General features: G+C 58.3%; 18 protein-coding genes. 4 read left to right on the top strand and 14 right to left on the bottom strand.

Annotation, left to right across the window (positions count from 1 at the left end; all coding sequences use genetic code 11):
• Nucleotides 1–28: 28 nt before the first annotated feature.
• The 8 genes from Q376_RS24695 to Q376_RS0105880 form a co-directional block, all read right to left on the bottom strand.
• Nucleotides 29–955, bottom strand: a complete 927-nt coding sequence (locus Q376_RS24695; protein ID WP_155834171.1) for a hypothetical protein — start codon at nucleotides 953–955, stop codon at nucleotides 29–31.
• 198 nt (nucleotides 956–1153) lie between these two features.
• A complete protein-coding gene (locus Q376_RS0105910) occupies nucleotides 1154–2920 on the bottom strand; it encodes an ATP-binding protein (protein WP_027349539.1) in 1767 nt (588 codons plus the stop codon).
• 9 nt (nucleotides 2921–2929) lie between these two features.
• On the bottom strand, nucleotides 2930–5638 hold the full coding sequence (locus Q376_RS0105905) for a TnsA endonuclease N-terminal domain-containing protein (protein WP_027349538.1): 2709 nt from the start codon (nucleotides 5636–5638) through the stop codon (nucleotides 2930–2932).
• Entirely contained in the window at nucleotides 5628–7430 is a 1803-nt protein-coding gene (locus tag Q376_RS0105900) for a DNA methyltransferase (RefSeq protein WP_027349537.1), read from the bottom strand. Before Q376_RS0105900 ends, Q376_RS0105905 begins: the two co-directional genes overlap by 11 nt.
• Before the next feature lie 3 nt (nucleotides 7431–7433).
• Complete coding sequence (locus tag Q376_RS0105895; protein WP_027349536.1) at nucleotides 7434–10343, bottom strand: ATP-dependent helicase; 2910 nt, start codon at nucleotides 10341–10343, stop codon at nucleotides 7434–7436.
• Nucleotides 10340–10678: a helix-turn-helix domain-containing protein gene (locus Q376_RS25625; RefSeq protein WP_425402424.1), complete on the bottom strand. Its 339-nt coding sequence runs from the start codon at nucleotides 10676–10678 to the stop codon at nucleotides 10340–10342. The genes Q376_RS0105895 and Q376_RS25625 overlap by 4 nt, the downstream gene beginning before the upstream one ends.
• Nucleotides 10679–11013: 335 nt before the next feature.
• On the bottom strand, nucleotides 11014–11727 hold the full coding sequence (locus tag Q376_RS0105885; RefSeq protein WP_027349534.1) for a 3-keto-5-aminohexanoate cleavage protein: 714 nt from the start codon (nucleotides 11725–11727) through the stop codon (nucleotides 11014–11016).
• 217 nt (nucleotides 11728–11944) lie between these two features.
• Nucleotides 11945–12544, bottom strand: coding sequence for a LysE family translocator (locus tag Q376_RS0105880; protein ID WP_027349533.1), 600 nt, complete (start codon nucleotides 12542–12544; stop codon nucleotides 11945–11947).
• Nucleotides 12545–12859: 315 nt separating this feature from the next.
• Between Q376_RS0105880 and Q376_RS0105875 the strand changes: the two genes are divergently transcribed.
• Nucleotides 12860–13216, top strand: coding sequence for a hypothetical protein (locus tag Q376_RS0105875; protein ID WP_027349532.1), 357 nt, complete (start codon nucleotides 12860–12862; stop codon nucleotides 13214–13216).
• A 157-nt stretch (nucleotides 13217–13373) separates the two neighbouring features.
• On the top strand, nucleotides 13374–14429 hold the full coding sequence (locus Q376_RS0105870; RefSeq protein ID WP_027349531.1) for an alkene reductase: 1056 nt from the start codon (nucleotides 13374–13376) through the stop codon (nucleotides 14427–14429).
• Nucleotides 14430–14449: 20 nt separating this feature from the next.
• Here Q376_RS0105870 and Q376_RS23950 read toward each other — a convergent pair whose 3' ends face one another.
• Nucleotides 14450–14926 (bottom strand): copper resistance protein NlpE, encoded by a 477-nt coding sequence (locus Q376_RS23950; protein ID WP_162177884.1) that lies wholly within the window; start codon nucleotides 14924–14926, stop codon nucleotides 14450–14452.
• Between the two features lie 150 nt (nucleotides 14927–15076).
• Here Q376_RS23950 and Q376_RS0105860 point away from each other — a divergent pair, with 150 nt between their 5' ends.
• Nucleotides 15077–15370 (top strand): DUF2218 domain-containing protein, encoded by a 294-nt coding sequence (locus tag Q376_RS0105860; protein ID WP_027349530.1) that lies wholly within the window; start codon nucleotides 15077–15079, stop codon nucleotides 15368–15370.
• Nucleotides 15371–15504: 134 nt separating this feature from the next.
• Here the strand turns inward: Q376_RS0105860 and Q376_RS0105855 are convergent, their stop codons facing one another.
• The gene (locus Q376_RS0105855) at nucleotides 15505–17901 is read right to left on the bottom strand and encodes a glucose/quinate/shikimate family membrane-bound PQQ-dependent dehydrogenase (protein WP_027349529.1); all 2397 of its coding nucleotides are present in this window, start codon (nucleotides 17899–17901) and stop codon (nucleotides 15505–15507) included.
• Nucleotides 17902–18564: 663 nt separating this feature from the next.
• Between Q376_RS0105855 and Q376_RS0105840 the strand changes: the two genes are divergently transcribed.
• A complete protein-coding gene (locus Q376_RS0105840; RefSeq protein ID WP_027349528.1) occupies nucleotides 18565–19635 on the top strand; it encodes an acyltransferase family protein in 1071 nt (356 codons plus the stop codon).
• A 215-nt stretch (nucleotides 19636–19850) separates the two neighbouring features.
• On the opposite strand, the gene Q376_RS0105835 is transcribed toward Q376_RS0105840, so the two are convergent.
• The 4 genes from Q376_RS0105835 to nthA form a co-directional block, all read right to left on the bottom strand.
• Nucleotides 19851–20528 carry an energy-coupling factor ABC transporter permease gene (locus Q376_RS0105835; RefSeq protein WP_027349527.1) on the bottom strand — a complete coding sequence of 226 codons (678 nt, stop codon included), beginning with the start codon at nucleotides 20526–20528 and terminating at the stop codon, nucleotides 19851–19853.
• Nucleotides 20529–20631: 103 nt separating this feature from the next.
• The gene (locus Q376_RS0105830; protein ID WP_027349526.1) at nucleotides 20632–21066 is read right to left on the bottom strand and encodes a nitrile hydratase accessory protein; all 435 of its coding nucleotides are present in this window, start codon (nucleotides 21064–21066) and stop codon (nucleotides 20632–20634) included.
• Nucleotides 21063–21716, bottom strand: coding sequence for a nitrile hydratase subunit beta (nthB, locus tag Q376_RS0105825; RefSeq protein ID WP_027349525.1), 654 nt, complete (start codon nucleotides 21714–21716; stop codon nucleotides 21063–21065). Before nthB ends, Q376_RS0105830 begins: the two co-directional genes overlap by 4 nt.
• 21 nt (nucleotides 21717–21737) lie before the next feature.
• Nucleotides 21738–22358, bottom strand: a complete 621-nt coding sequence (gene nthA / locus Q376_RS0105820) for a nitrile hydratase subunit alpha (RefSeq protein WP_027349524.1) — start codon at nucleotides 22356–22358, stop codon at nucleotides 21738–21740.
• Nucleotides 22359–22398 lie beyond the last annotated feature (40 nt).

The raw sequence follows: 22398 nt of genomic DNA, 5'->3' as shown, positions 1-22398 counted from the left end.
CTCAACCCAGCCCCAAGTCATAGACTGCTTATTTTTCCAGATCAGGAAAAAGATCAACCAGCTTCTCGTGGATATCCGCATCATCCATCGGACTGGTGTCCCCCTCACCCTTGCGCTCCTCGAGCAGACTGGCGTATGTCTCTCGAAGCTGCTTGAGTGAAGGCTTTTTGATGTCGTAATCTTCACGCCCTTCGGGAGATTGCAAGTACTCTGCAGCATCTCTGAATGTTCGCCAGAGGCCAACCCTCTCATCACCGGCCTCGGCAAGGCTACGCTCAAAGTCCCAGGCATCACCACGGCTGAGATTACGCGGTACCTTCTGCCCCATGAAACGATACAGCTCGTTCTCCAGTGGCCTGGCCGGGAGCTCCCTCGGCACATAGTCGAGCCTTACGCCGTAGCTGCCTTCGCCTCTACGGTCAGACCAGCCCCCCGTTATCAACGCCTTGGCTGACAACGAAAATCCAGGGGACTGACGGAACGATACCTGATCCTTGGCATCTTGCTTTGAGAGGTGTCCGACCTTTCGGCCATCGATTATTACGGCACAAGCATTTCTGTCGTGTGGGTTATCTGGCTCGTGAATGATGAGCGCCTCACACTCAAGTGCTTTACCTTTCTCTTGCTTTGGTCCGGCTATCCGCTTCAACTCTTCCTGATAATATGACTCACCTACAATGTCGAACGAATAGCTGCCATCACCCTCAAGAGCGACGGCTGAATCAGAACTGACGGGCATAGTTTGTCGCGGCGAAACTGGGCCAGAACGAACAGGCGGGGGTGTGGGAAGCCAGTCGCTTCCGGCCGGTTCCTCTCCCTTCTTACCGCTCAGAAACCCGTTGACAACAACTGCGCCGAAGAACAAGAATGCGGCACCAGATACCCAGGCAATAATTCCTTCTGATACCAACCATATCAGCGCAGAACATATAACGATCAGAACCCCAGCAAGCATAGTCGTTTCCCTTACCGAAAGATGGCCTTAGCACCTTGTCTGCCATGTGGTGAATTTTCCATCCGGGCGCGCCTCGAGATAGCCCACCACGGCTCTCGCCCAATTCGATTCCACACCCATCACGACGCGGCCGCCGCCGATGAACTGCCCAGGCTCACCTGAGGATGTGGCAAGCGTGGGGCGGAAAAATACAAATAGCTACGCTGTGATCTGGCTGCAGTCACTGCGTAACAACCATTCAACCTGTCTTCGCGCAGAAGCAATCACTTGGCTGAAGATTAGAACATCGACATTCGGCTCACGATTATCTCTCGGGAAGTCAGAAGATAAGCGCCCCCCAATCAGAACCACCCGAATCGGCGAGGTGATGTGCTTGGCAAAATCGTGTCGGTACTCAATAGCCTGCCTGTAGTCGTCATAGTTTAAGCTGTGACTGGGGCGCTTGAATTCAATCAAAAGATAGTCACCACTTAGATTCTGATTCAGCAGTAAGTCCGGGCGCCTGTCGGCATTTTTCCCCTTATATGTTGTATTGAGGACATCCTCAATCTGCCTCTTCAACGTGACGTTCGAGCTGAAGAATGAGTATTCCGGCCCGAATACCCACAGACTCAACTCAAGCGATTTGTGCATTGCCGCTTCGGTTGTAGCAGGATCGCATGCCAATTCTTCTAGTTGGTCAAGAAAAGCCTGTCGAGCTGCCGCTTGCGCGACAAGAAATGCCATCTCAGCCAACCCGAAGTCATTCAATCGATCTGCAATGGTCGCCACTTCACCCTGCGACGCATCTGCGATGTGTTCCAACAAGATGCGGTAGTCGGATCGCTCTAACGCATCCAGCAACACACCCACAATGGGTTCTATCTTGCTTGGCGGCTCGTCGTAATAGCGTTCAAGGATTTTTCTGATAGATTTGTTGGCGAAACTCCGCTTATGTTCCGGCAAGTCCGCCAAACGTTGCTGGATGGCCTTCTGCATTCGCGCGTGTGCAAGCTGGATTTCCATGCCGTATTTTTCTTTTGCCGCTGCAATGAGGATCGGTTGGACAAATTCCTCTACCGCCTTAAGTTTTTCACTGTTTTCAACTAGCGAATCCCATCCCGCAGTGACATGATCGAGCAGCCCATCCGCATCGACTTCCCCGTACATTTTCTTTAATAGCTTCGGTGGGAAGTATTCGTGTTCCTCCAATCCGAAAAAGCTGGGTGACCCGACCGCTTTGCCGCCGACGCGAAGCGTGACTCCCGGCTGACGCAAGCCCGCTTTACCATCGAAAATCGAGAGGCGTAGCTTCACATCCCCTACGTCAGCCAGTGTTGTCTGGTGCTCCGAGTAACTTCCTTGTATGTCATCGACATCAAGTTGCTTTCCATTCACGAGAACGACAAAGTCGTCATGCCTCCCGTAGTCTTGCAGTAACACCTGTCGCAGGCGATTCGCATCGGGATAAGCCAACCCTTGATGCAACTCACTCAACGTGATGACTGTGCCGTTGGCATCCGGTTCGCAGTCTTCACTGTGAAGGGCTATATCGAGCAGTTCGATGTCATCCACTTTCCCAATGGCGTCCATGTGCAAGGCGATACGGTGAAGCTTTCCCCGTGTGCGAGTTTCCAAGGTCATCACCGACGCTGCCATGAACCCAGCGAATTTGCCGATTCCTTTGCGCCCCTTAACTTGACGATTCTTCCCGACAGTACGCTCGCCTCGTGCAGAACGCCGATCCCTGGCAATGGTAAGGTAGTGTCGCCGTAGCTCTTCCACCGTCATTCCGGTGCCATCGTCTCGAATAATTATTGGATCCCCACTCAATGGTTTCGGCAATTGAATGCTGACCCGATCCGCATCGGCGTCCCAAGCGTTGTCCACCAACTCCTTCAGCGCACGCTCGGTCGACTTATATTCCTGACTCAACAGTGTGGCGAGACGAGAGTCGACGTGAAATCGAAGCTTGGCAGCACTCATGGGGGGCTCCTATAGCAACATCCGATAACGACGGTTATCAGCATCCGATGACTTGAGAATTCGGTACTCCATCCCGCTAGCCACCGCAATCTGCTGAGCGAAGTCCTTTTTGGCTTGCACCACAGCGTCCTCGATCTGATTGTCAGCCTTCACCTCGACGATTACGTACTTCAAGCTGCCATCCGGCTCTTCGCGCTGGAAGATGAAGTCGGGGTAGTAGCTGCGCACGGTGCGCGAGTCCGGGTCGATGTACTGGATGAAGAAGTCGGACTGCCCGTGGGTCAACATCCCGGTGAAGTAGATCTTCTTCACCCGCTGCTCGCGCAGCAGATCCCAGAACAGCCAGTTTTCCGAGCCGGAATCGAAACAGTAGGTGTCGAGGTGGAAGCTCTTGGCACGTTCATCGTCCTTGATCTGGGTATCGTCCTTCCGCACGATCTTGTCTTTGGCTGCCGACACCTCGTAGTAGCCGTTCGGGGGCATCTTGATCAGATCGACCTCGTACTCGTCCTTCTTCTCATACTCGTCAAGCTCAAACAGCAAGCGGAACAGGCGCGGGATGATCTCGTCATACAGCAGCTCGTTAAACTCGTTGGTGATGGCCACCAGTTCGTCGGTGCCTTCCTTCGTTGCATCGAGCAGATCCTCGATCTCCAGCGGGCTTCGGTTGAGATAGCGGGACACTTCGGCCACCAGCGTCATTGGTGAGAAGGTACGCTTGTCGCGGCGGGCGGTCAGGTCGAAGGTGCGGCTGCCGGAAGCGCCTGCCGCGTCGGCAGCGGTCAGGCCATCCTGCTGCGTTTCGATCAGGCGGTACTTTTCTACCAGCTCGTTCCACTTCTCCCGGCTGGATCGCTCGGGCACCAGTTCATGCCCAGGGGCAGGTTGCTTCTCTCGCACTTGGAAGAGCTTGCGCACACGCACCAGCTTGATCTTGACCGGCGGCTCGACCACGCGAATCTGCACGCGCTCTTTGTCTTTGCCGGTTTTTTGCAGCTCATCGGCGCTGACCCGGAAGTTCTGCTGCAGCTCGTCGTTGAGCGTTTTCAGGTTGTCATTCGAAAGGAAGACCTGGCCTGTGTGCTGGGCTTCGCCGATGGCGCGCAGGCAACGCATCGTAGCTTGCAATACAAAAATCTTGGACTTTGGTGCACGGAACAGGCCTACCCCGAACAGCGACCGACAGTTCCATCCCTCGCGGCCCTTGTTGACCAGCAGAATGAATTGCTTTTCCGAGCCTTCGGTATCGAGCCGGTTGAACTCGCGGATGTCGTCGTTGGTGGTGATCTTGCTGTCGCCCACGTTGACCAGGATACGCGAGGTCGGGAGGCCGTGTTTGAGCAACGCACGCTCGACGGCGGGCTTCAGCTCTTTTGTCAGTTCTTCAACGGTGGCAGCGAAGAACGCCAGCTTGGGCAGCAGACCTTCCGGGCGTAACTCGCCAGACGCCTTCAGGAAGTTCTCGATGGCGATATCGACAAACTCGTCGGTGCGGGTATTGGCGTAGCCGTGCAACGTCACTTTTTTGAGGAAGCCCTTGTCGATGGCCTCTTTCAAGCCGTAAGCGTAAACCACCTCGGGCAACACCTCGCGCCCCACGTAGGGCGTGCCGGTGTAGTTGTAGCAGGCCACCACCCGCGTGCCCGCCGTGCTCAGGCTAGCGGCAAGAATGTCGATGGTGGTGCGCAGACTGGTATCCGTCGGTTTTGCGCCTATCCCCATATTCTTGGCCAGTGTCCTGCCGAAGGCGTGGTGGGCCTCGTCCACGTAGATGCCCAACTGCTCCAATCGACGCAGCTTCTCGAAGCGCTGATTAGTGGTGAGTTCACCTTCTTCTTCCGGCTGATCGAAGTTGTAAAGGTCGGCGGCGTCGGCATAGACACCTGTGGCGGTGAGCGTTTCGCCTGTCGCGTCGAATAGCTTTGCAGCGGGCGCCTTCTCCTTGCGCTGGCGCTTGAGGATGATCTTCTGCGTGTTGGAAACGATAATATTGAAGCGCGAGCGATCCAGTGTATCCAGCGAGGTGCCCGCCTCCTCGAGGTAATGGAAACGCAGGTGCGCGGTGAGAAAGTTGACGTACTCTGGCGGCACCACACGGGCCAAGTCGAAGGACTCGATCTCTTTCAGCGACTGCAACACCGTCTTATCCGGCGCGAACACCAGCGCGTTATGGCAGTAGTGCGCGCTCTTCGGAAATTTATTGGCCAGCAGGAACTCATAGAAAATGCAGGTGGCCATCAGGATGGTTTTGCCGGTGCCCATGGTCAGGGCGAAGATGTAGTTCGGGTAGGTGCGCGAGTTCTTGCGCATCTTCTCGAACAGCACCTTGTAAGAGTTCAGCTCCAGCTCGTCGGACTCACCAAACTGGAACATTTCCTGCCCCGCCGTGCCGAGAAAAGAGCCGAACCTGCGGCCCTCAAACTTGCCGCTGCGTTCGTACCACGCTTTGAAGATTTCCTCGACCTTGGCGTTGCCGAGGAATTCCTTGAGGAAGACATAGACTTCCAGCGCTTCGAACTGCGGCTGTCGCAAGAAGGCCTTGGGGTTCTTGTCCGGGTTGTTGAAGTCGAGGAACTTGCGGGTTAGCTCCTTGTAGTTCTGCCGGATCGCCCCACGGTTGTCCTTGTAGAACTGCCACAGAAAGCGGAAGAAGGCGAAATCCAGCGATGCGCTTGCAGTGCGGGCGGTCTTCTTGGCGATGGTGCGCTTAGTCGCCATTGCTCACACTCCCTTCCCACGATTCCGAAAGCAGATCGGTGATCTTCACGCGGATGGTGCCTGCATCCTGGGGCACGGCGTATGCACCCTTGACCAGATCTTTCTTGCCGGGAATGTCCACCACCGCTGGTTGCAGCACAGCGCCGTCGTAGTTCCAGTCGATCAGCACCGACTCGACCAACTCCTTCCAGTCTTCGACCGACTCCTTCTGCAGCGAGAGCTTTTGCAGCAGGTTCATTGGATAGAACCTTTCGATGACCAGCTCGCCATTCTTGAGGGCCACCCTAGCCTGCGAGTCTCGCCTGAACTCCAGGTCTGCCTTGTCGCGCAGAATGTCCACCACTTTCACGTCGATCTTGAAGGGCTTGGCCGCCAGCTCCAGTTGCGCGGCCAAGTCCGGCTCGTGACCCATGCAGACAAGCATGATCTTCTCGACCGGGCGGTTCGGACTTTCGTTCTGCTTACGCTCCCACGCCTTATAATCAAAGCCCGCTATCAGCTCGTTCAAGTCAGCGCGGGTGGCAATACGGTTAACGGGCATGATCTTGACCATGCGCCCGTCCTTTTCGCCGTCAAACACGGTGCTGAATTCCAGCTTTTGCACCTCCAACGCCTCAAGCAAAAGTTCCTTAGCCTGCACTGGGTTGCGGAAGATGTCGTAGTGGTTGACGTTGTAGACCTCGAAGCCAGTGTAGTACTTGATATCGGGTTCGAGCGGCTTTTGGCAACATTCCTCGGCAACTTTGATCAGCCGCTTGGTGGTCGTCTGGATCGCACCAAGGTTGATGTCCGCGCCGATGAAACGACGACCGTGCCTCATGGAAACTACCTGCGTGGTGCCGGATCCCATAAAACAGTCAAACACCAGCCCTCCATAAGGAGACATGCCAAGTACCATCCTTTCGATCAATCTTTCTGGCTTCTGAGTTGGATATCCAGTTCTTTCTGGATCTTGCTGCTGTAAATGACTCACATCCCAGACATCAGTAGGGGGAACCAGATCATCCTCGTAATAGCGATATTCCTTGCCATTGACTGTGATTGCGTAATAAATGCGGCCATCCTCCTCGACACCTCGCCGCATGTTGTTTTTCTTCATAGCTCCACGACGCTCACTAATGGCATCTAGATCAAAAAAATACGCGTCTGTTTTTGAATACCAAAAAATCACATCATGCTTTTTTGAAAGAAAGTTCTTTGCCCTACCTCCACTTTCATAGGACCAAATAATCTCATTGCGCATCTGGGATGGCCCAAATATTTCATCCAGCACACATCGCAAATGGTGCGACTTTTTTTCGTCGCAATGAAGCATAAAGTTCCCGCTTGGCGAAAGTAATTCTTTCGCCAATACAAGCCGCTCATACATGAACTGCAGATACTCGTCATTCGTCCAGATATCTGTATATTGCTTCTCTTCAAATACGTTTGACGCCGATTCGGCCTGCGCGCCTTGTAGCTTTATCTTCTTCTTGTAATCAGCCTTCGAATCAAAAGGCGGATCGATGTAGATCAGATCAACCTTACCGCGAAACTCCTTCAGCAGATGACTCATCACCTGCAGGTTGTCGCCCCAGAAGATCTTGTTGCGCCAGCCATCCACCTCTTCGCCGTGGACTTCCTTCAGTTGCGCCGGGTAATACTGAGTCGAGGTGAACGGTCGCTTGCCGCGCCAATTCAGCATAGGGTAGCCCTTGATCGGCTCGAACTCGTATTTCTCGACCGAATCAAGATATTTCGGGCTGACTTCCGCAACCTCAAGATTCAACTGGTTACTTAAATCATCACTCATAATCTACTCTCTGAACTTCCAATTCTTGTTGTCGCAATAAGCGCGCATATCGCAGTCCTGACACAGCTTGGCCGGGCGTGCGGTGATGGCGTAGTCCTGCCGCTCGATGCGCGCGACGATGTCATCGAACTGCGCGATGGTCTTACCAATAGCACGGTCGTCTTTGCTAAACGACACATAAGGATTCCCGCTTTCTTCGCCGGTGTAGTACAGGTGCATGCGGCTGACCTGCTGGCCGGTGCGCTCCTCGACCAGATGGGCGTACACTTCCAACTGGTGCTGGTACTGGCGCAAGCGATCCCGATCTTTTTCCATGTCGGGTTTCTTCTCGGACTTGAAGTCGATAATCTCGACCGTGTCGTTCTCGCCTCGGACCAGGTCGACGCTGCCCTTCAAGATGTACTGATCCTTGATGAGAGAAATCTCGACCTCGGCCTCTTTGATGCGATCCCAGTTGCCTTTCTCGCGCTCGTAGTAGCGCAGCACGTGCCCCAGCGCTGCCCGCTGTGACGGTCGAGCTAAGTAAACACGCTCCTTTTTTGACAGCATTGCGTAGTTCGCAGAGAACCAGCCTTCGATGGCATCAAGGCTCAAAGTGTGTTCTTCACCGCGCAGCACGGTCTTGTGGATGTCCTCGATGGTCTGGTGAACCAAAGTACCGAAGAGCATCGGGCTCTCGCGAACGGGTGCGAACTCCAGCTCTTTGAAGAAGCGGTATTGCTCGGCGCAGTTTTCGAAGACAGTGATGTGCGAGGTGAACGAGTATTCGCGCTTTAGGTTGATCTGTTTGACCGCTTCGAAGGTCAGCGCAGATAGGTCAACGTCACGCCAGCTGGGTAGCTCATAGAACAGGCGCTCGAAGTACTTGGATGGCGACTTGCCCCGGCCTTGTTTCTCCTGCGCCGCTAGCACCAGCAGATTCTGCGCGCGTGAGAAGGCCGTGTAGAACAGTCGCCAGAAATCAAAGTTCTTGATGTGGTCGAGCGGCTCGAAGCGTTCCTTGGAGAGGTAGCCACCGTCCTCCAGAAGCACGTCCATTTCGCTGTACTGCTTGCGGGGCACAGCTTCTAGCGAGCCGCAAACCACTATTGGAAACTCCAGCCCCTTGGACTGGTGGATAGTGAGGAACGACACACAACCCTTGGGCGCGTACTCGGCTTCATCCTCATACTCACCGATACCGCCGTCTTGCAGGAAACGCAGGAAGTGGTTGAACAGGTCGCGGATGTTTTTCTCCAGCCACTCCGGATTCAACACGCTGACAAAGTGCAGATACTCGAACTTAGCGAGCAACTTGGAGAAGGTGCCAAGATTGCGCGCCGCGCGCCCCTTGTCCACGCCTTGCACGGCCTCTTCAGTGAGGAAGCGCGAGAACAGCGGGAATTGCAGCAGTTGATAGAACAGGCCCGAGAAGGCGTAGTCGGTGTTCTGAGTGAGCACGGCATGGCGCTTGGCCAGCGGGCGCGCCCAATCCAGCAAAGGCTTGTTTTCCGGCTTGCGCAGCTCATCAATGAAAGGCTTGAAACAGGAGTGGTCGTAGTAGTCCCAGACGGGCAACGAAACACCCTCCGCCCACGCCCGCACCTTTGGGAACTGCGGGAATAGGAAGATCAGAGCACCGATCATCAGACGAATCTCCTCGCGCTCGAAAAACATATTCGAGCGCGGCGAGAATACGGGCACGCCTTCAGCTTCGAGGAAGCGCGCAAGCGCTACCACTTTGTCGTTCTTGACCGAGCGGAACAGGAAGGCGACCTGGTTCCAGTCCGCAAGCTGGCCCGACGCCTTCAGATCGTTGAGGAAGGCCAGCACCTCGGCATGCCAGTTGGCGGTGTCGCCGTTGTCGTCACTGGCGGCCAGCCGCACCGCCGTGGGCACGTCCGGAAAGTCGTCCTCGCGCGGCACGATCTGCTTGGCGAAGCGGAAAAGGCGCGTGCCGTCGTCCCACTGCTGTTCCTTCATCCACTCGTTGTAGAAGCGGATGATGTCCGGGTGCGAGCGATAGTTGACGGTCAGCTTGACCTGCTTGCACTGCCCCTCGTCGAACAGCGCGGGGAACTCCAGGATGTTGCGGATGGTGGCGCCGCGAAAACGGTACAAACCCTGATCGTCGTCGCCCACCACGCAAAGGTTGCTGCGCTCGCCCGCCAGCAGCAGAAGGATGCGCTCCTGAATGGTGTTTGTGTCTTGGTACTCGTCCACCATCAGGTGGGTGAGTTTATCGCGCAGTTGCGCCAGCACCTCCGGGTGGTTGTTCAGCAGTTGCAGCGCCTCGTACTGAATACCGGAGAAATCGAGGTAGTTATTCTCGTGCATTAGTTCCTGATACTTGGCGAAGCACGCGGCCAAGGCACGAATTTCTGGCTCGGGGGCCAACGCCAACGTCGTAGCATCGAGCGCCTCTTCACTGACCTTGTTGACCCACTTAAGCAGGTTTTCCGACTGTGCCCAGCGGCCCGTCTGGTCTCCACCCATGACAAGCTCTGCATCCGGCAGCGCGCGGAAGTCTTTGATGTGTTGATAGAGAAAATACTGTTGGTCGAACTGATCGAAAAGCGTAAAGCTACGCTTAAGCCGGGTGAACTCGCGGTACTCCTCCAGCAGCCGCAGGCAAATGGAGTGAAAGGTACCGAGGTACACCTCATTCAAGTTGAACTTGATACCCAGCTCGCTCAACCGGTTGGAGATGCGCGTAGTCAGCTCGCGCGCGGCCTTGTCGGTGAAGGTGACGACCAGCAGTGACTCGGGCGCGACGCTCTTGTGGGTGATGAGGTAAACGATACGCTCGACCAGAGTGAAGGTCTTACCGGAACCCGGGCCTGCGATGATGAGCACCGGGCCGTCGGTGGTCAGAATGGCTTCGAGCTGCTGAGGGTTAGCTCTGGACTGAAGGATCGCGGTACTGACAGTCATTCCGCTCCCTCGTCGCCATCCACCATCCCTTTGCTGATGCGACTGGCGATCCACCGATCCAGATCGCTGCGACGGAAACGCCAAGTGCCGCCCAACTTGAAAGCCGGGAGCTTGCCTTCCGCCGCAAGGCGGTAGACGGTGCGCTTGCCAGCCTTCAAGTAGACGGCCACCTCGTCCAGAGTCAGAATTTCGCCTTCCGGGTCTGCCATCGTTTGCCTTTGCAGATGATGAATGAGAATTGCCAATGGTTGCCAATTCTCCCATACAACGACAGCATAGGCCAGCAGTTCAGCGCGAACGGAAATGGCTAAAGATCGAATCCACGCCTCATACACTCCGCTCCTTGCTACAGAAAACGGACGCGGGTTCAATTCCCATAAATTGGCGTGCTGTGTGAAAACTTTGGCGGAAGACCTCAGTTACGGAGAACTGATGGGATTGATGGCAGTTAGGACTGGAGTCCGCACCTTTCCGCAGGCGTGGGAAGGGACTATAAAGTGCTGAGTTACATAGGTTTGTCGCAGGGTGCCATCACACCACCAATCCAGGAAAGGGCCATCGCGCAAGCGGTGGCCTTTTTCTTTGTCTGGAGCATGCCCGAACCGCCATCGACGAGGCGCCCCGACGAGGCTCATGGCGGCCAGCGCATTCCTATACTCCGACCAACCGGCTAGTCGCGGAGGATGGCCGCTGCGGCGGCGACCAGGGCCGCGTTATCGGGCGCGAGGGTGCCATCCCTGAGGTATTGACCGTCTTCCAGGCCGACGCGGGTCGACCATCGTCGCTCCCGTGCGAGCTCAACGAAGGGCCAGAGCGTCTCGTCGAAGCCGTGAAGCAGGATTGGACGCCGTACATTCGCACGCTGAAGCACAGCTGCAATGCCTTCCGCTATCTGGTACGCGACTTCGAGATCCTGCTCTTCGATTTCGATCAGTACGCGAAAAACCCGGCCTCGAGCGGGAAGCGCGACGAAGCGCTTCGCGTCGGCCACGCTGGCGAGACCCGCCTCGACTCCGATCCCGCGTCGATGAAGAAGGTCGATGACCGCTGGCGCATCCGGTTCCGACAAGTTCACCGAGGCGTAGTCCGGCAGTTCGGTCCAACTGGCGATTGCACTGCGGGTGCGCTGCTCGTCGTTTTCGATCCAAGCCCCGGTCGACACTCCGATGAGGGTGCCAGGGCAGGCGAGGCGAACGGCACGGATGGTTGCGTCCACGGCCTGCAAGCTCTCCTGGCCGTTCGAGCCGCGGGGATGAAGGTGGAGTTCGCTCGCACCGGAATAGATACAGGCGGCCCCATCCATGGCCATAGCCTGAGGCGTCAAAGGAAGTCGAGGATGAAAGTCGTGGGGACGTGCGCCGTTGAGGCAGGCTTGGATGATCATGTAGCCTCCGACCCGAATGAAGAGCGGTACATGGAGCCCCATACCGTCAGGTTCTCCGCGCGGCCATCGGCTCTCCCGCGCACGCTCAGTTCTTCATTTTCCGCGTGATAATGGCAATAATTCAGCACGATCAATTCACATGCGATGGCGATATCAACAATCGCCATCCATCCCAGCGTAAAGCGAAGACGCTCGTAAAATCGGCCACCAACAGCCACTAGGACAACGCGCTCATACCGATCGACAGGGCGAATATCGCCAATACGAGGGCAGCCCCTCTCTGGAGATAGTCCGGCCGAAGCCATGGCACCCGGCCACTGCCAAGCAGTGCACCAAAGGCTATCCAACCACAGGCAATAGGTATCAGCAGCAGAGCGAAGACCAAGAACTGTGCCGCGAAACCGGGCAAATCCACGAATGCCGAGGAAGGAAACACAGCGCTTGCGAACAAAAGCCCCTTGGGATTGAGGAGTGTCGCCATGAACAGCGCCCTCTTACCCACGGGAGAGGCTCTGACTTCACCGATCGCCAAGGTGGTTCGCCACATCTTGAACGCGAGCCAGATGATGAAGATGGCGCATAGAAGCTTAATCACATGAGGCAGCAAAGGAAAATTGGCCGAGAGCGAGATCAGCAGATAACCCCAGGTAGCGATCGATACACCATAGCCACATAGCTCGACCGGAATCAGCGCCAACGAGCTTCGCACGCCGCGGTTCAGGCCTGAGGCAGCGAGCAAAGTATTCGTAGGTCCCGGGGTGATCAGGATCGCGATTATCGCGAGCAGGGACAGGAACCACTCATGTGAATACGACATGATGTTCAAGCTGAACGGCCGATGAGGCCATAGTTTTTATCACACCACCATGGAAAAATCTCTTTGCATAGGACGCCCGAGGAGATCACTCGACGAGGCGCTGCTCGACCGGATGAAACCGAATGCCAGGTACGCTCTTTTGCCAACCATTTCCCGGCAAGATATCGGGCCCCTTCTCCTCGGACCTGATCCTACGGCCAGCAACGGCTCCCTGATGGAAACGTGCGTAGCGCGCTGGAGCTGCTACTACTGAAAGGACCGCAGGAAGCGGCGGTAGCCGTTCTTTCGCTATGCAACCGAGTCAAGGAGTCAGCCATGCAACGCAAAGGCATTCTCGCTCTAGCCCTTTCCCTCGGCTTTCTCGCCACGGGGGTGGCCTCGGCGCAGGAGGACTCGAGCAACAACAATGAGTCCTCAGGCACGGCAGCTTCGACGCCGAGCCCTGAACGGGATCAAGACCAGGGTACCACCCCGACGGCACCGGGCGAGGAGCAGGGCGCCACCACGCAGGATGGCGATTCCACGCCGACCGCGCCACAGCACTCGCTGGATCCGGACAGTGCGCAAGAGCGCGTCCAGGAAGGTGATGATCAGGAGTCCACCAGCACTTGGGACAGCATCAAGGATAACGTCAGCGACGTTTACCAGAGCGCCAAGGAGAAAATTCAGTAAGCCCCCCTTGGGCCACCAGAGGGCACGGATAGCTCTTGACGCGCTTGATCGATGCGATGGTCTTTCGCCTGCTAGCCATGACCTGGACCAAGGTCTAAGCTGCTGACGTCCTCTTGACGTCCAGAACGTCGCTCACCTTCCATCATGGAGCTCGATTATGCCCAACTTGTTCGATTCTTTTCGAATGGGCGATCTGACGCTACCCAACCGAATCATCATGGCCCCGCTGACGCGTTCCCGGGCCAGCGCGGGCCGCGTACCCAATGCACTCATGGCCGAATACTACCGCCAGCGCGCCTCAGCGGGACTGATCATCAGCGAAGCCACTTCGGTGACGCCGATGGGCGTTGGCTATCCGGATACGCCGGGCATCTGGTCTCAAGCCCAGATCGAAGGTTGGCGCGGAGTCACCTACGCCGTGCACCAAGCGGGCGGGCGGATTTTCCTGCAGCTCTGGCATGTGGGGCGAATCTCTCACCCGCACTATCTCGATGGCCGCGATCCGGTAGCCCCCAGCGCGATCGCCGCAGAGGGCCCCGTCAGGCGAATGCGGCCGAAGACCCTCCATCCCATTCCCCGGGCGCTCGAGATCGATGAAATTCCTGGTGTGATAGCGGACTATCGCCGTGGCGCGGAAAACGCCCTGCAGGCCGGTTTCGACGGGGTCGAGATCCACGGCGCGAATGGCTACCTGCTCGATCAGTTCCTGCAAACCGCCAGCAATCATCGCGATGATGCCTATGGCGGCCCGATCGAACATCGCGCGCGGCTGCTGCTGGAAGTGACCGATGCCTGTATCGAGGTCTGGGGGGCTGAGCGGGTGGGTGTCCATCTCGCCCCACGAGGCGATACCCACTCGATGGGAGACGAGAACCCGGAGGCGCTGTTCGGCTATGTCGCCGACCAGCTCGGCGTCCGAGAAATAGCCTTCATCTGCGCTCGTGAGTACCTTGGAGAGGACAGCCTCGGGCCGATGATCAAGCGCCGTTTCGGCGGCCCCTTCATCGCCAACGAGAAGTTCGATCTCGATCAGGCCGAAGCTGCCATCGAGCGCGGCGATGCGGACGCAGTGGCGTTCGGCCAGCTCTACATCGCCAACCCTGATCTGGTCGAGCGCTTCGAGCGCCGCGCCGCACTCAATGTACCAGAGCCGGAAACGTTCTACTCCGAAGGCGCCCACGGCTATACCGACTACCCCAGGCTCGGCGCCTAGCGGCGGCGCGCGTGGGGTGCTTACTCGCGGGTCAGTTCGTAATCAAGCGCCGAGTCGATCGGCTCCATGCTGAGATCGAGCATGCGCAGGGTATTTTCATCGATGCGTTGGAAGAAACGCTGGTGTTCGCCTTGGGGATCGAGCTGGTAGACCACTGCGTTCTGATCCGCCGAGGTGCCGGTGACCTGCGTCCACTGACCTTCCGACAGCTCGACCTGAGTGCCCTCGTCAGTTCCCTTGTAGGTCTCCTTGAGCGAGAAGCCGCTGGGCTGCTCGTCCCCGGTGAAGCGCAGGGTCAGCTCGGTCTCGATTCCCTCGCACGAAGCACACGGCAAGGTACCGCGGAAGACCTGCGACTGTACCTGGGCATCCTCCTGGGAAGCACCCGCCTGGCTCACGCGTGACGAATCGGTCGAGGGCGTCGGACCGGTCTGCTCCGGCTCGTCATCCGCTCCGCCGCACCCCGCCAGCATTCCCGACACCAAGGCTGCGGCCACCAATGTCCTGGCCCTTGTCAGCCGACTCCTCGACATTTTCATCCCCTTCTTGATCTGATCTTGCGCAACCCGTCTCCGAAGACGGCCCAACCATTAATTAGCCCGCTAAAATGACATCTCTCAGGACACCACTATCTGCCGGAGCATAGCATGCCAGTCTCACACGCTTTAGCGTCGACGACCAATCCCGAACTGGTGATCAACAAGCTCAAGCGACACTGGGCTCATAAGGAAAATCTTACGCTCAGCGAGCACGCCGACGGGCTGCGGATCCAGTTCTCCCGCGGACGCTGCCTGCTGACGACACAGGGAAGTAATCTCGTTGTCCAGCTGGACGGCGATGACGAGGCTGCGCTTGGTCACTTGGAAGCAGTGATCAAGGAGCACCTGGAGCGGTTCGCACCTCGCGACGAGACGCTCACTCTCGAGTGGCGGCGTGGATGAACCAGCGTCCGCCCGATCGCGAAGGGTGTCGGCAGGGCGCCGATGAGCGGAGCCCGGCGCCGCGCGCCGGGCTTCGTTTCCCTCTTGCTATGCTCTTTCTCTCTACGGCCGCTGCATCAGCGCATAGGCAGCGTTCACTGCGTAGCGTCACCGGGCAGCGCATAGCCGATCACGTAGTCACCGCGGTCGGGTGACTGGCGTGCCCCACCCGCGCTGACTACCACGTACTGCTTGCCGGTGTTCGGAGACACGTAGGTCATCGGGCCGGATTGACTGCCCACCGGCAGCCGCGCCTTCCAGATCTCCTCGCCGGTGGCGCTGTCGAAGGCACGCAGGTAGTAGTCCTGGGTGCCGGCGAAGAACACCAGACCAGACTGGGTGGCCAGCGAAGCTCCGAGGGTCGGCATGCCGATCGGGATCGGCATGTGCATCTTGACTCCGAGCGGGCCCGTATCCTGCACGGTACCGACCGGTACCTGCCAGACCAGCTCCCGGGTCTGCAGATCGATGGCCGACATGGTGCCAAACGGCGGCTTCTGGCAGGGGATCCCCAGCGGCGACAGGAAGCGTTGCCGCATCGCGCCGAATGGCGTGCCCTCCTGCGGCACCACCCCCATCTCGATGCCACTGGCACCGGCGGCGATCTGATCACGCGGGATCATGTAATGGGCCAGCCCCAGACGCATGTCGTTGACGAACATGTAGTGGGTGGTCGGATCCACCGACACGCTGCCCCAGTTCATGCCACCCAGCGAGCCGGGGAACTGCAGCGCGCGATCCATGCCCGGCGGGGTATAGGGCCCGTCATAGCGCATCTGCTTGAACTCGATCCTGCATAGCAGCTGATCGAATGGAGTGGCACCCCACATGTCCGATTCGGTCAGGGTCTCATTGCCGATCGAGGGCAACCCGACCGAGAACGGCTGGGTCGGGGAATAGCGCTCTCCAGGCATGTTGCCTTGCGGTACCGGACGCTCCTCGACTTCGGCGATGGGCTCCCCAGTCTCGCGATCGAGCATGAAGATCTCGCCCTGCTTGGTGATCTGGATCAGCGCCGGCAAGGTGCCGCCTTGACCATCGGGAACATCGTAGAGCAACGGCTGCGCCGGAATGTCGAAGTCCCACAGGTCGTGATGGGTCATCTGATAGTGCCAGCGCACCCGGCCGGTTGCGGCCTCGACCGCGACCACCGACGAACTGTACTGATCATCCAGCTCGGTACGCTGCCCGGCATAGAAGTCAGGCGTCGCATTGCCGGTAGGCAGGTAGATCAGGCCAAGCTCGGGGTCGTAGGACATCGCCGACCATACGTTGGGTGTACCACGGGTGTAGGTCTCGCCTTGCGGCGGACGCTGGGTGGTCTCAGGGTTGCCCGGATCCCAGGCCCAGACCAACTCACCGCTATGTACGTCGAAGGCGCGGACCACCCCCGGCGGCTCGTCGACGGAGAAGTTGTCGGCGACACGTCCGCCGACCACCACCAGGTTGCCGGCAACCAGCGGGGTCGAGGTCTGCTGGTACCAACCATCGTTGACCTGCCCCATATCCGCCTGGAGATCGACCGTGCCATCGTCGCCAAAATCCGCGCAAGGCTCGCCGGTCTCCGCGTCGATGGCGATCAGGCGAGCGTCGATGGTTGGCAGGAACAGGCGCCGGCGGCAGGCCGCTGTCGCCTGGGCGGCGGCGTCGCTCGAACTCGAAGCGGCTTCGACCGGCGCGTCCTCGTAGTAGCCCAGTCCGCGGCAACGCTGCCAGTTCGGCGACTCGGCCTGCGGATCGAAACGCCAGCGCTCGGTACCACTATCGACGTCCAGGGCGAACACCTTGCCATAGGCGGTGCAGTGATAGAGGGTGTCACCGACCTGCAGCGGAGTATTCTGGTCCTCGGCACCAGAGCCAGTACTTTCCGGTATATCGCCGGTGCGGAAAGTCCAGGCGACCTCCAACTGAGCGATATTGTCCTTGGTGATCTGATCGAGTGCGGCGAAGCGATCACCCGCGACGGTATTACCCCATGCTTTCCAGTCAGTCTGTGCCTGCCCCTCGGCGACCGGCACTACGTCAGGCATCGAGGTGGCGCGCACTACCGGACTCGGAACGAACATGTAGCCCATCGCCGCGACCACTGCGAGCGCCATCACACCGGCCAGCGCATAGCCACCGCGTCCGCCGCTCCCGCCCGAGGAGCGCACCAGCGCCGGGTAGGCCAGGGCGATCACCACTGCGATCACCGCGAACGTCATCAACCGCGAGACCAGCGGCCAGAACTCGAAGCCAGCATCCGCCACCGCCCAGAATGCCGTCGCGACGAAAGCCACCGCGTAGAGCCAGGCCCCCAGCGGCTTGCGAGCGGCCACCAGCACCCCGGAGACCAACATCGCAGCACCCATCAGCAGGAAGTACCAGCTGCCGCCAAGGAAGACCAGGTAGCCCCCCCCGATGCCCATCGCCAATCCAAGAACGGCGACTGCCAGCCCGAGCAATAGCAGTAGCCAACCGCAGACGCCCCTGGCGCCGGCTTCATTCTTCATAAGATGATCCCTTTTTCATGATCCCGGTTGCATGCTCAGGGTCGCTGCGAAGGTGCGAACCAATAGGGCGAGCCCATCGATTATCGCTCATGCCTCCCATACAACGAACCCCTTGTATGCATCTCTCCAAATGCAGCGGGTAACGCCTGGCCGCGCGCCCTCACCTCTCATACGGCTGGGACAGGACCATGCCGACAAGCATGGCTCTCCACGAACCACACCGCTTAGACCAGTAGTACATCGAGCGATCGAAGATTATCGACACAGCGTGGTCAGACTGCATAGGTTGCTCTGATGCTCATCATGATCGAGTTCATGAAGAATATCCTGAACCGACCAATATTCCAGGAGGTGATTATCACTGCGTTCATTATATAGAGCGCACTGGCGCTGGAAATGAGCAATACCTGCAGATTGATTCTCTCATCGGATTGCCGGCGATACAGATAAAGACCAGCGAATGAAGCGACATCCCACCATCGTGGCGAGGAAACCCATCGAACGCTCCCCGATAATCTTCACGCACTTTGATCGTTTCTTTTCATCATCAAACCGTTTCTTTGTTCAACCTTCATCTCGTATGTGCTCAGAACGTCGCAGAGAATGCGCAATGGACGTCGAGATCGTCGCTTTCAGCGCACCGACATACGAGGAACCAGGCGCATGGCCAGAACCACCGACCTAGAGTCGATCACTATTCTTCGCTGCGTTGCCTGTCTGCTGGTAGTCTATAGCCATGCCAATCAGTTTGCGCTGAAACTCGTCGCCTCGGATTTCCCGTTCATCGATATCGGCGGCGCGACCGGCCGGCTGGGCGTGGAAATCTTCTTCATGATCAGCGGCTATCTGATGATCTACGTTCATTGGAACGACTTCTCTGCAGGAAAAACCACCTATTTCCTGCTCAAGCGATGCGTTAGAATCTTGCCGATGTATTATTTCTTCACCCTTCTCGCCATTGCTTCATTCATCATCTATCCATCCGCCTACAGCTCGATGAAGTTCACCTGGCTCAGCGCGATAGCATCCTTTTTCTTCGTTCCAATGGTCAAGGTCGATCAGCTCGACTTCCCCACCCCCATACTTTCGGTGGGCTGGACACTTTGCCTGGAAATGATGTTTTATCTACTGTTCTCGCTATCACTGATATTCAGCCGAAAAGTAGGGATATTGTTCGTCGTCGCCAGCACCATCGGACTGGTCATACTGGGCTGGTCGACGGAAGGCGGCTTGCTGCTCGAGTTCTATACCTGGGACATCATCCTCTGCTTCACTATCGGCATGCTCTACGGCGTCGCCAACCGATGCGGATTCCATCTTCCCGTCCCAGCGATCAATCAATCGATATGCGCGATCCTGGCCGCGACAGCCTACGTGATAGCCTTTCAGTACGACATCAAACCACTGCTCTACCCGCTCACCTTCGCGGTCTTCTACTCGATCCTCTCGCTCGATCGTGGCGAGCGCGTTGCATACCCTAGGCTGCTCATCCACCTGGGCAACGCCTCCTATTCCATCTACCTCTGCCACATGCTGTTGATTGGTGCCTTCGCCGTGATCCTGCAAAAGCTAGGTCTCACCGTGAACGGCTTGGCCAGCATGTTCTTTACCATTGGCATACTAGGGGCGAGCGCGACCGCCTGCGGCTGCCTGACCTACCTATGGTTGGAACGCCCCATGACCCGCCTCTTCTCTCCCTGGGTAAAACGCCGATCCCCCCAGGCGCTGGCGTAAGGCGGAAATACGTCGCAGTACTGGCGGGGATGGTAAGGACGGCGGAATGCCCTACCCCTTGGCACATTGCCCGAAGCTGCACTCCCTCCCCTGCATCGAGATGGCCCCGGGAGACATGCGAGGCTACGCGACGTCCCCCGGGGCCTAGGCCCGAGTTCCTGGACCAGTTCAAGGCCAGGCTTCATGACTACGGCGACGATCTGCCGTTGGATGGCTCACGCCGCGTCGTACAGCCGCCGCTCGACCAATGCATTCCCCCGCAAACGGTTCGCTCTCTTCGCGATAGCGAGGACCGCAAGGTCTACCAGGGGCTCGACGGCGATGACCAACATGTAGGCGCCACCGAAGGTCAGGATCGACATCGAGCTCTCGACGGTGAAACCCTGGCCATAGAACGCCCAGAAAGCGACCCAAGAGACGATACCGGCCTGATAGGTCGTCGAAAGCGCTAGCGCCTGGCGATACGTCAGGTCGACATAGGCGGTGTTCGGACGGATGATGCGGCGCGCCAGGGCGGACACTGCGAATAGAGGCACCAGCAGCGTGGTGACGTTCATCCCGTACTGTGGTAGATCGAAAGGCGCGAAGAATACGCCCTGGATCAGCAGCCCAAGCGCCAGGCCGATTGCGGCCGGCGCCGCCCCGAAGAGCAAGAACAGCGTCGACCCGAGGATGAAATGCACCTCGGAGACGCCGACGGGATGATGCGGCAATATCTCGAAGAAGCCAAAGACCAGGGCGGTCGTTGCCAAGGTCCGCGCGACGAGCGAAGGCAAACTGCGCTCGCGCATCGCCTCCCGCGCAAGCATGAGGGTATAGGCGCCAGTGCCTGCCACCGTGGCATGGCTCAGCCAGATTTTGCCGGCATCCACCAGACCGGGCTCGATATGCATGGTGATCTCCTTTGCCGTCTGCGACAGCGTCGAATTGAGGCTTATGGGCACCAGCGATCAGCGCATCACGCGCAGAGCGGCTGAACGGAGGGCCGTTTCGGGTTCAACCACCGATTGCCGGACTGACGGCCACCGGTGAACGATGCGGCGCATGCCCATGGTGCATCGGCGGGCAGCTCGCATGGGCCAGCGCCACCGGGTGTCCATGTGGCGTGTTCAGATAAGCCTGTCGCCACTGCGAAGCCCGATGCGAGATATCGTCCGCACCGGTCAAACCCAAGGAGGCGACCATTTTTTCCATCGCCGCCGTCCATTGGCGGTAGTAAGTGTCATTGGCGCTTTCTCCCGGCAGCGCTGGAGATGCCTTGATCTCTTCGCTGAACACTTGGACCCAGTCCCGCCAGGCGAACAGGCCCGACTGGTACAGGTGAACCATCATCGAGAAAGCCTGGGCCTGCCATGGCTTGTCGAATACCGGGCCCTCATCGTCCTTAGGCAGTCCAATGGCTTCGCAATCGTTTCGGGTCATCCCGCTCATGCTTCCTCCAGATAGCTATCCCACAGGTCGATGTACACCTTGTCCGCACGTGCCTCGCCCCATAGCTCCAGGGCGGTGAAGCTTACGCTGTAAACGTGCTGGGGCTGCTCTCCCTGCCCGTGCGCCATGGTATCCGGCGTAGCGAAGACCCCGTGATCGGCTTCGATCCTACCGACCTTGCCACGGACATAGCGCGGCAACCGAGTGTGCGTGGTCGGATTGAAGTTCTTCGCGCGTATCTGATCACCCACTGCGAAGCGAGCGGCCACTGCGTGGTCGACGCGGGCGGACGCCCCGGTCTGGACGACCAGCGGCACCATGTCCAGGGTCAACACGGGCGCCGCGACCGGGTTGCGAGTCGGTTCGGCCGTGCCCTGGAGCTCGGCGGCGGAAATCACTCCCTTTTCGAGCAGCATGGTCTCGAACGAGTGAATCCAATGCTCGTAGTAGCTGGCCTGCAGGTAATGGGCGGGCTCCATGCGCTCCATGGCATGGCGGAACTCATCCACATTGAAGTGTCCGCCGACGAAGAGAGCGGGGAACAGCGAGAACGCCCTACGCTCCCATTCATGATGGAAGTACGGCTCATCGACTTCCGCAAGAACCGGTCCGTGCCCATGCATACCACCTAAATCGTGTATCCCGTTCATATGTCTCTCCTCGTCAGCTGGCTATGGCGCATCATCCGGAGACTTAGGCAGCCCCGTGCCGATCATCGAGTCCCGCGTGACCAGCTCGGCCAGCTGCTCCTCGCTCCAGCCATCGGTTCCCGCAGGTCTTTCGGGTAGCACCAGATAGCGCAGCTCGGCGCTGCTGTCCCAGACGCGGACCTCCTTGTCCGCGGCGATGGTCAGGCCGAATTCGGCCAGCACGCCGCGCGGATCGATCACGATGCGCGAGCGATAAGGTGCCGACTTGTACCAGATCGGTGGCAATCCGAGGGTTGGCCAGGGGTAGCAGGAGCACAGCGTGCAGACTGTCACGTTGTGGATATCGGCGGTGTTCTCCACCACCAGCATGTCCTCCCCCTGAACGCCGGAAACGCCCAGTTCGGCGATGGCCGCGGTGGCATTCTCCAGCAGCCGGCGCTTGTAAAGCGGATCGGCCCAGGCCTTGGCGACCACCCGCGCACCGTTGCGCGGGCCGATCTTGTGTTCGTAGGTATCGATCAATGCCTCGAGAGCGGCAGGATCGACCAGCCCCTTCTCGAGCAGCAGAGATTCCAACGCCTTTACGCGCAGCTCGATCTCTTCCGGCGGCTCGGTATGGTCATGGTCGTGCTCATGGTTCATGTCAGGTGCCTCGCTGAGCTGAAATTGGCTGGTAGATAGC

Origin of the sequence: Halotalea alkalilenta DSM 17697, from assembly GCF_000621205.1 — a bacterium.
Taxonomy (GTDB): Bacteria; Pseudomonadota; Gammaproteobacteria; order Pseudomonadales; family Halomonadaceae; genus Halotalea; species Halotalea alkalilenta.
The sequence above is the reverse complement of the archived record's forward strand: the minus strand, read 5'-3'. Positions and strand labels throughout refer to the sequence as shown.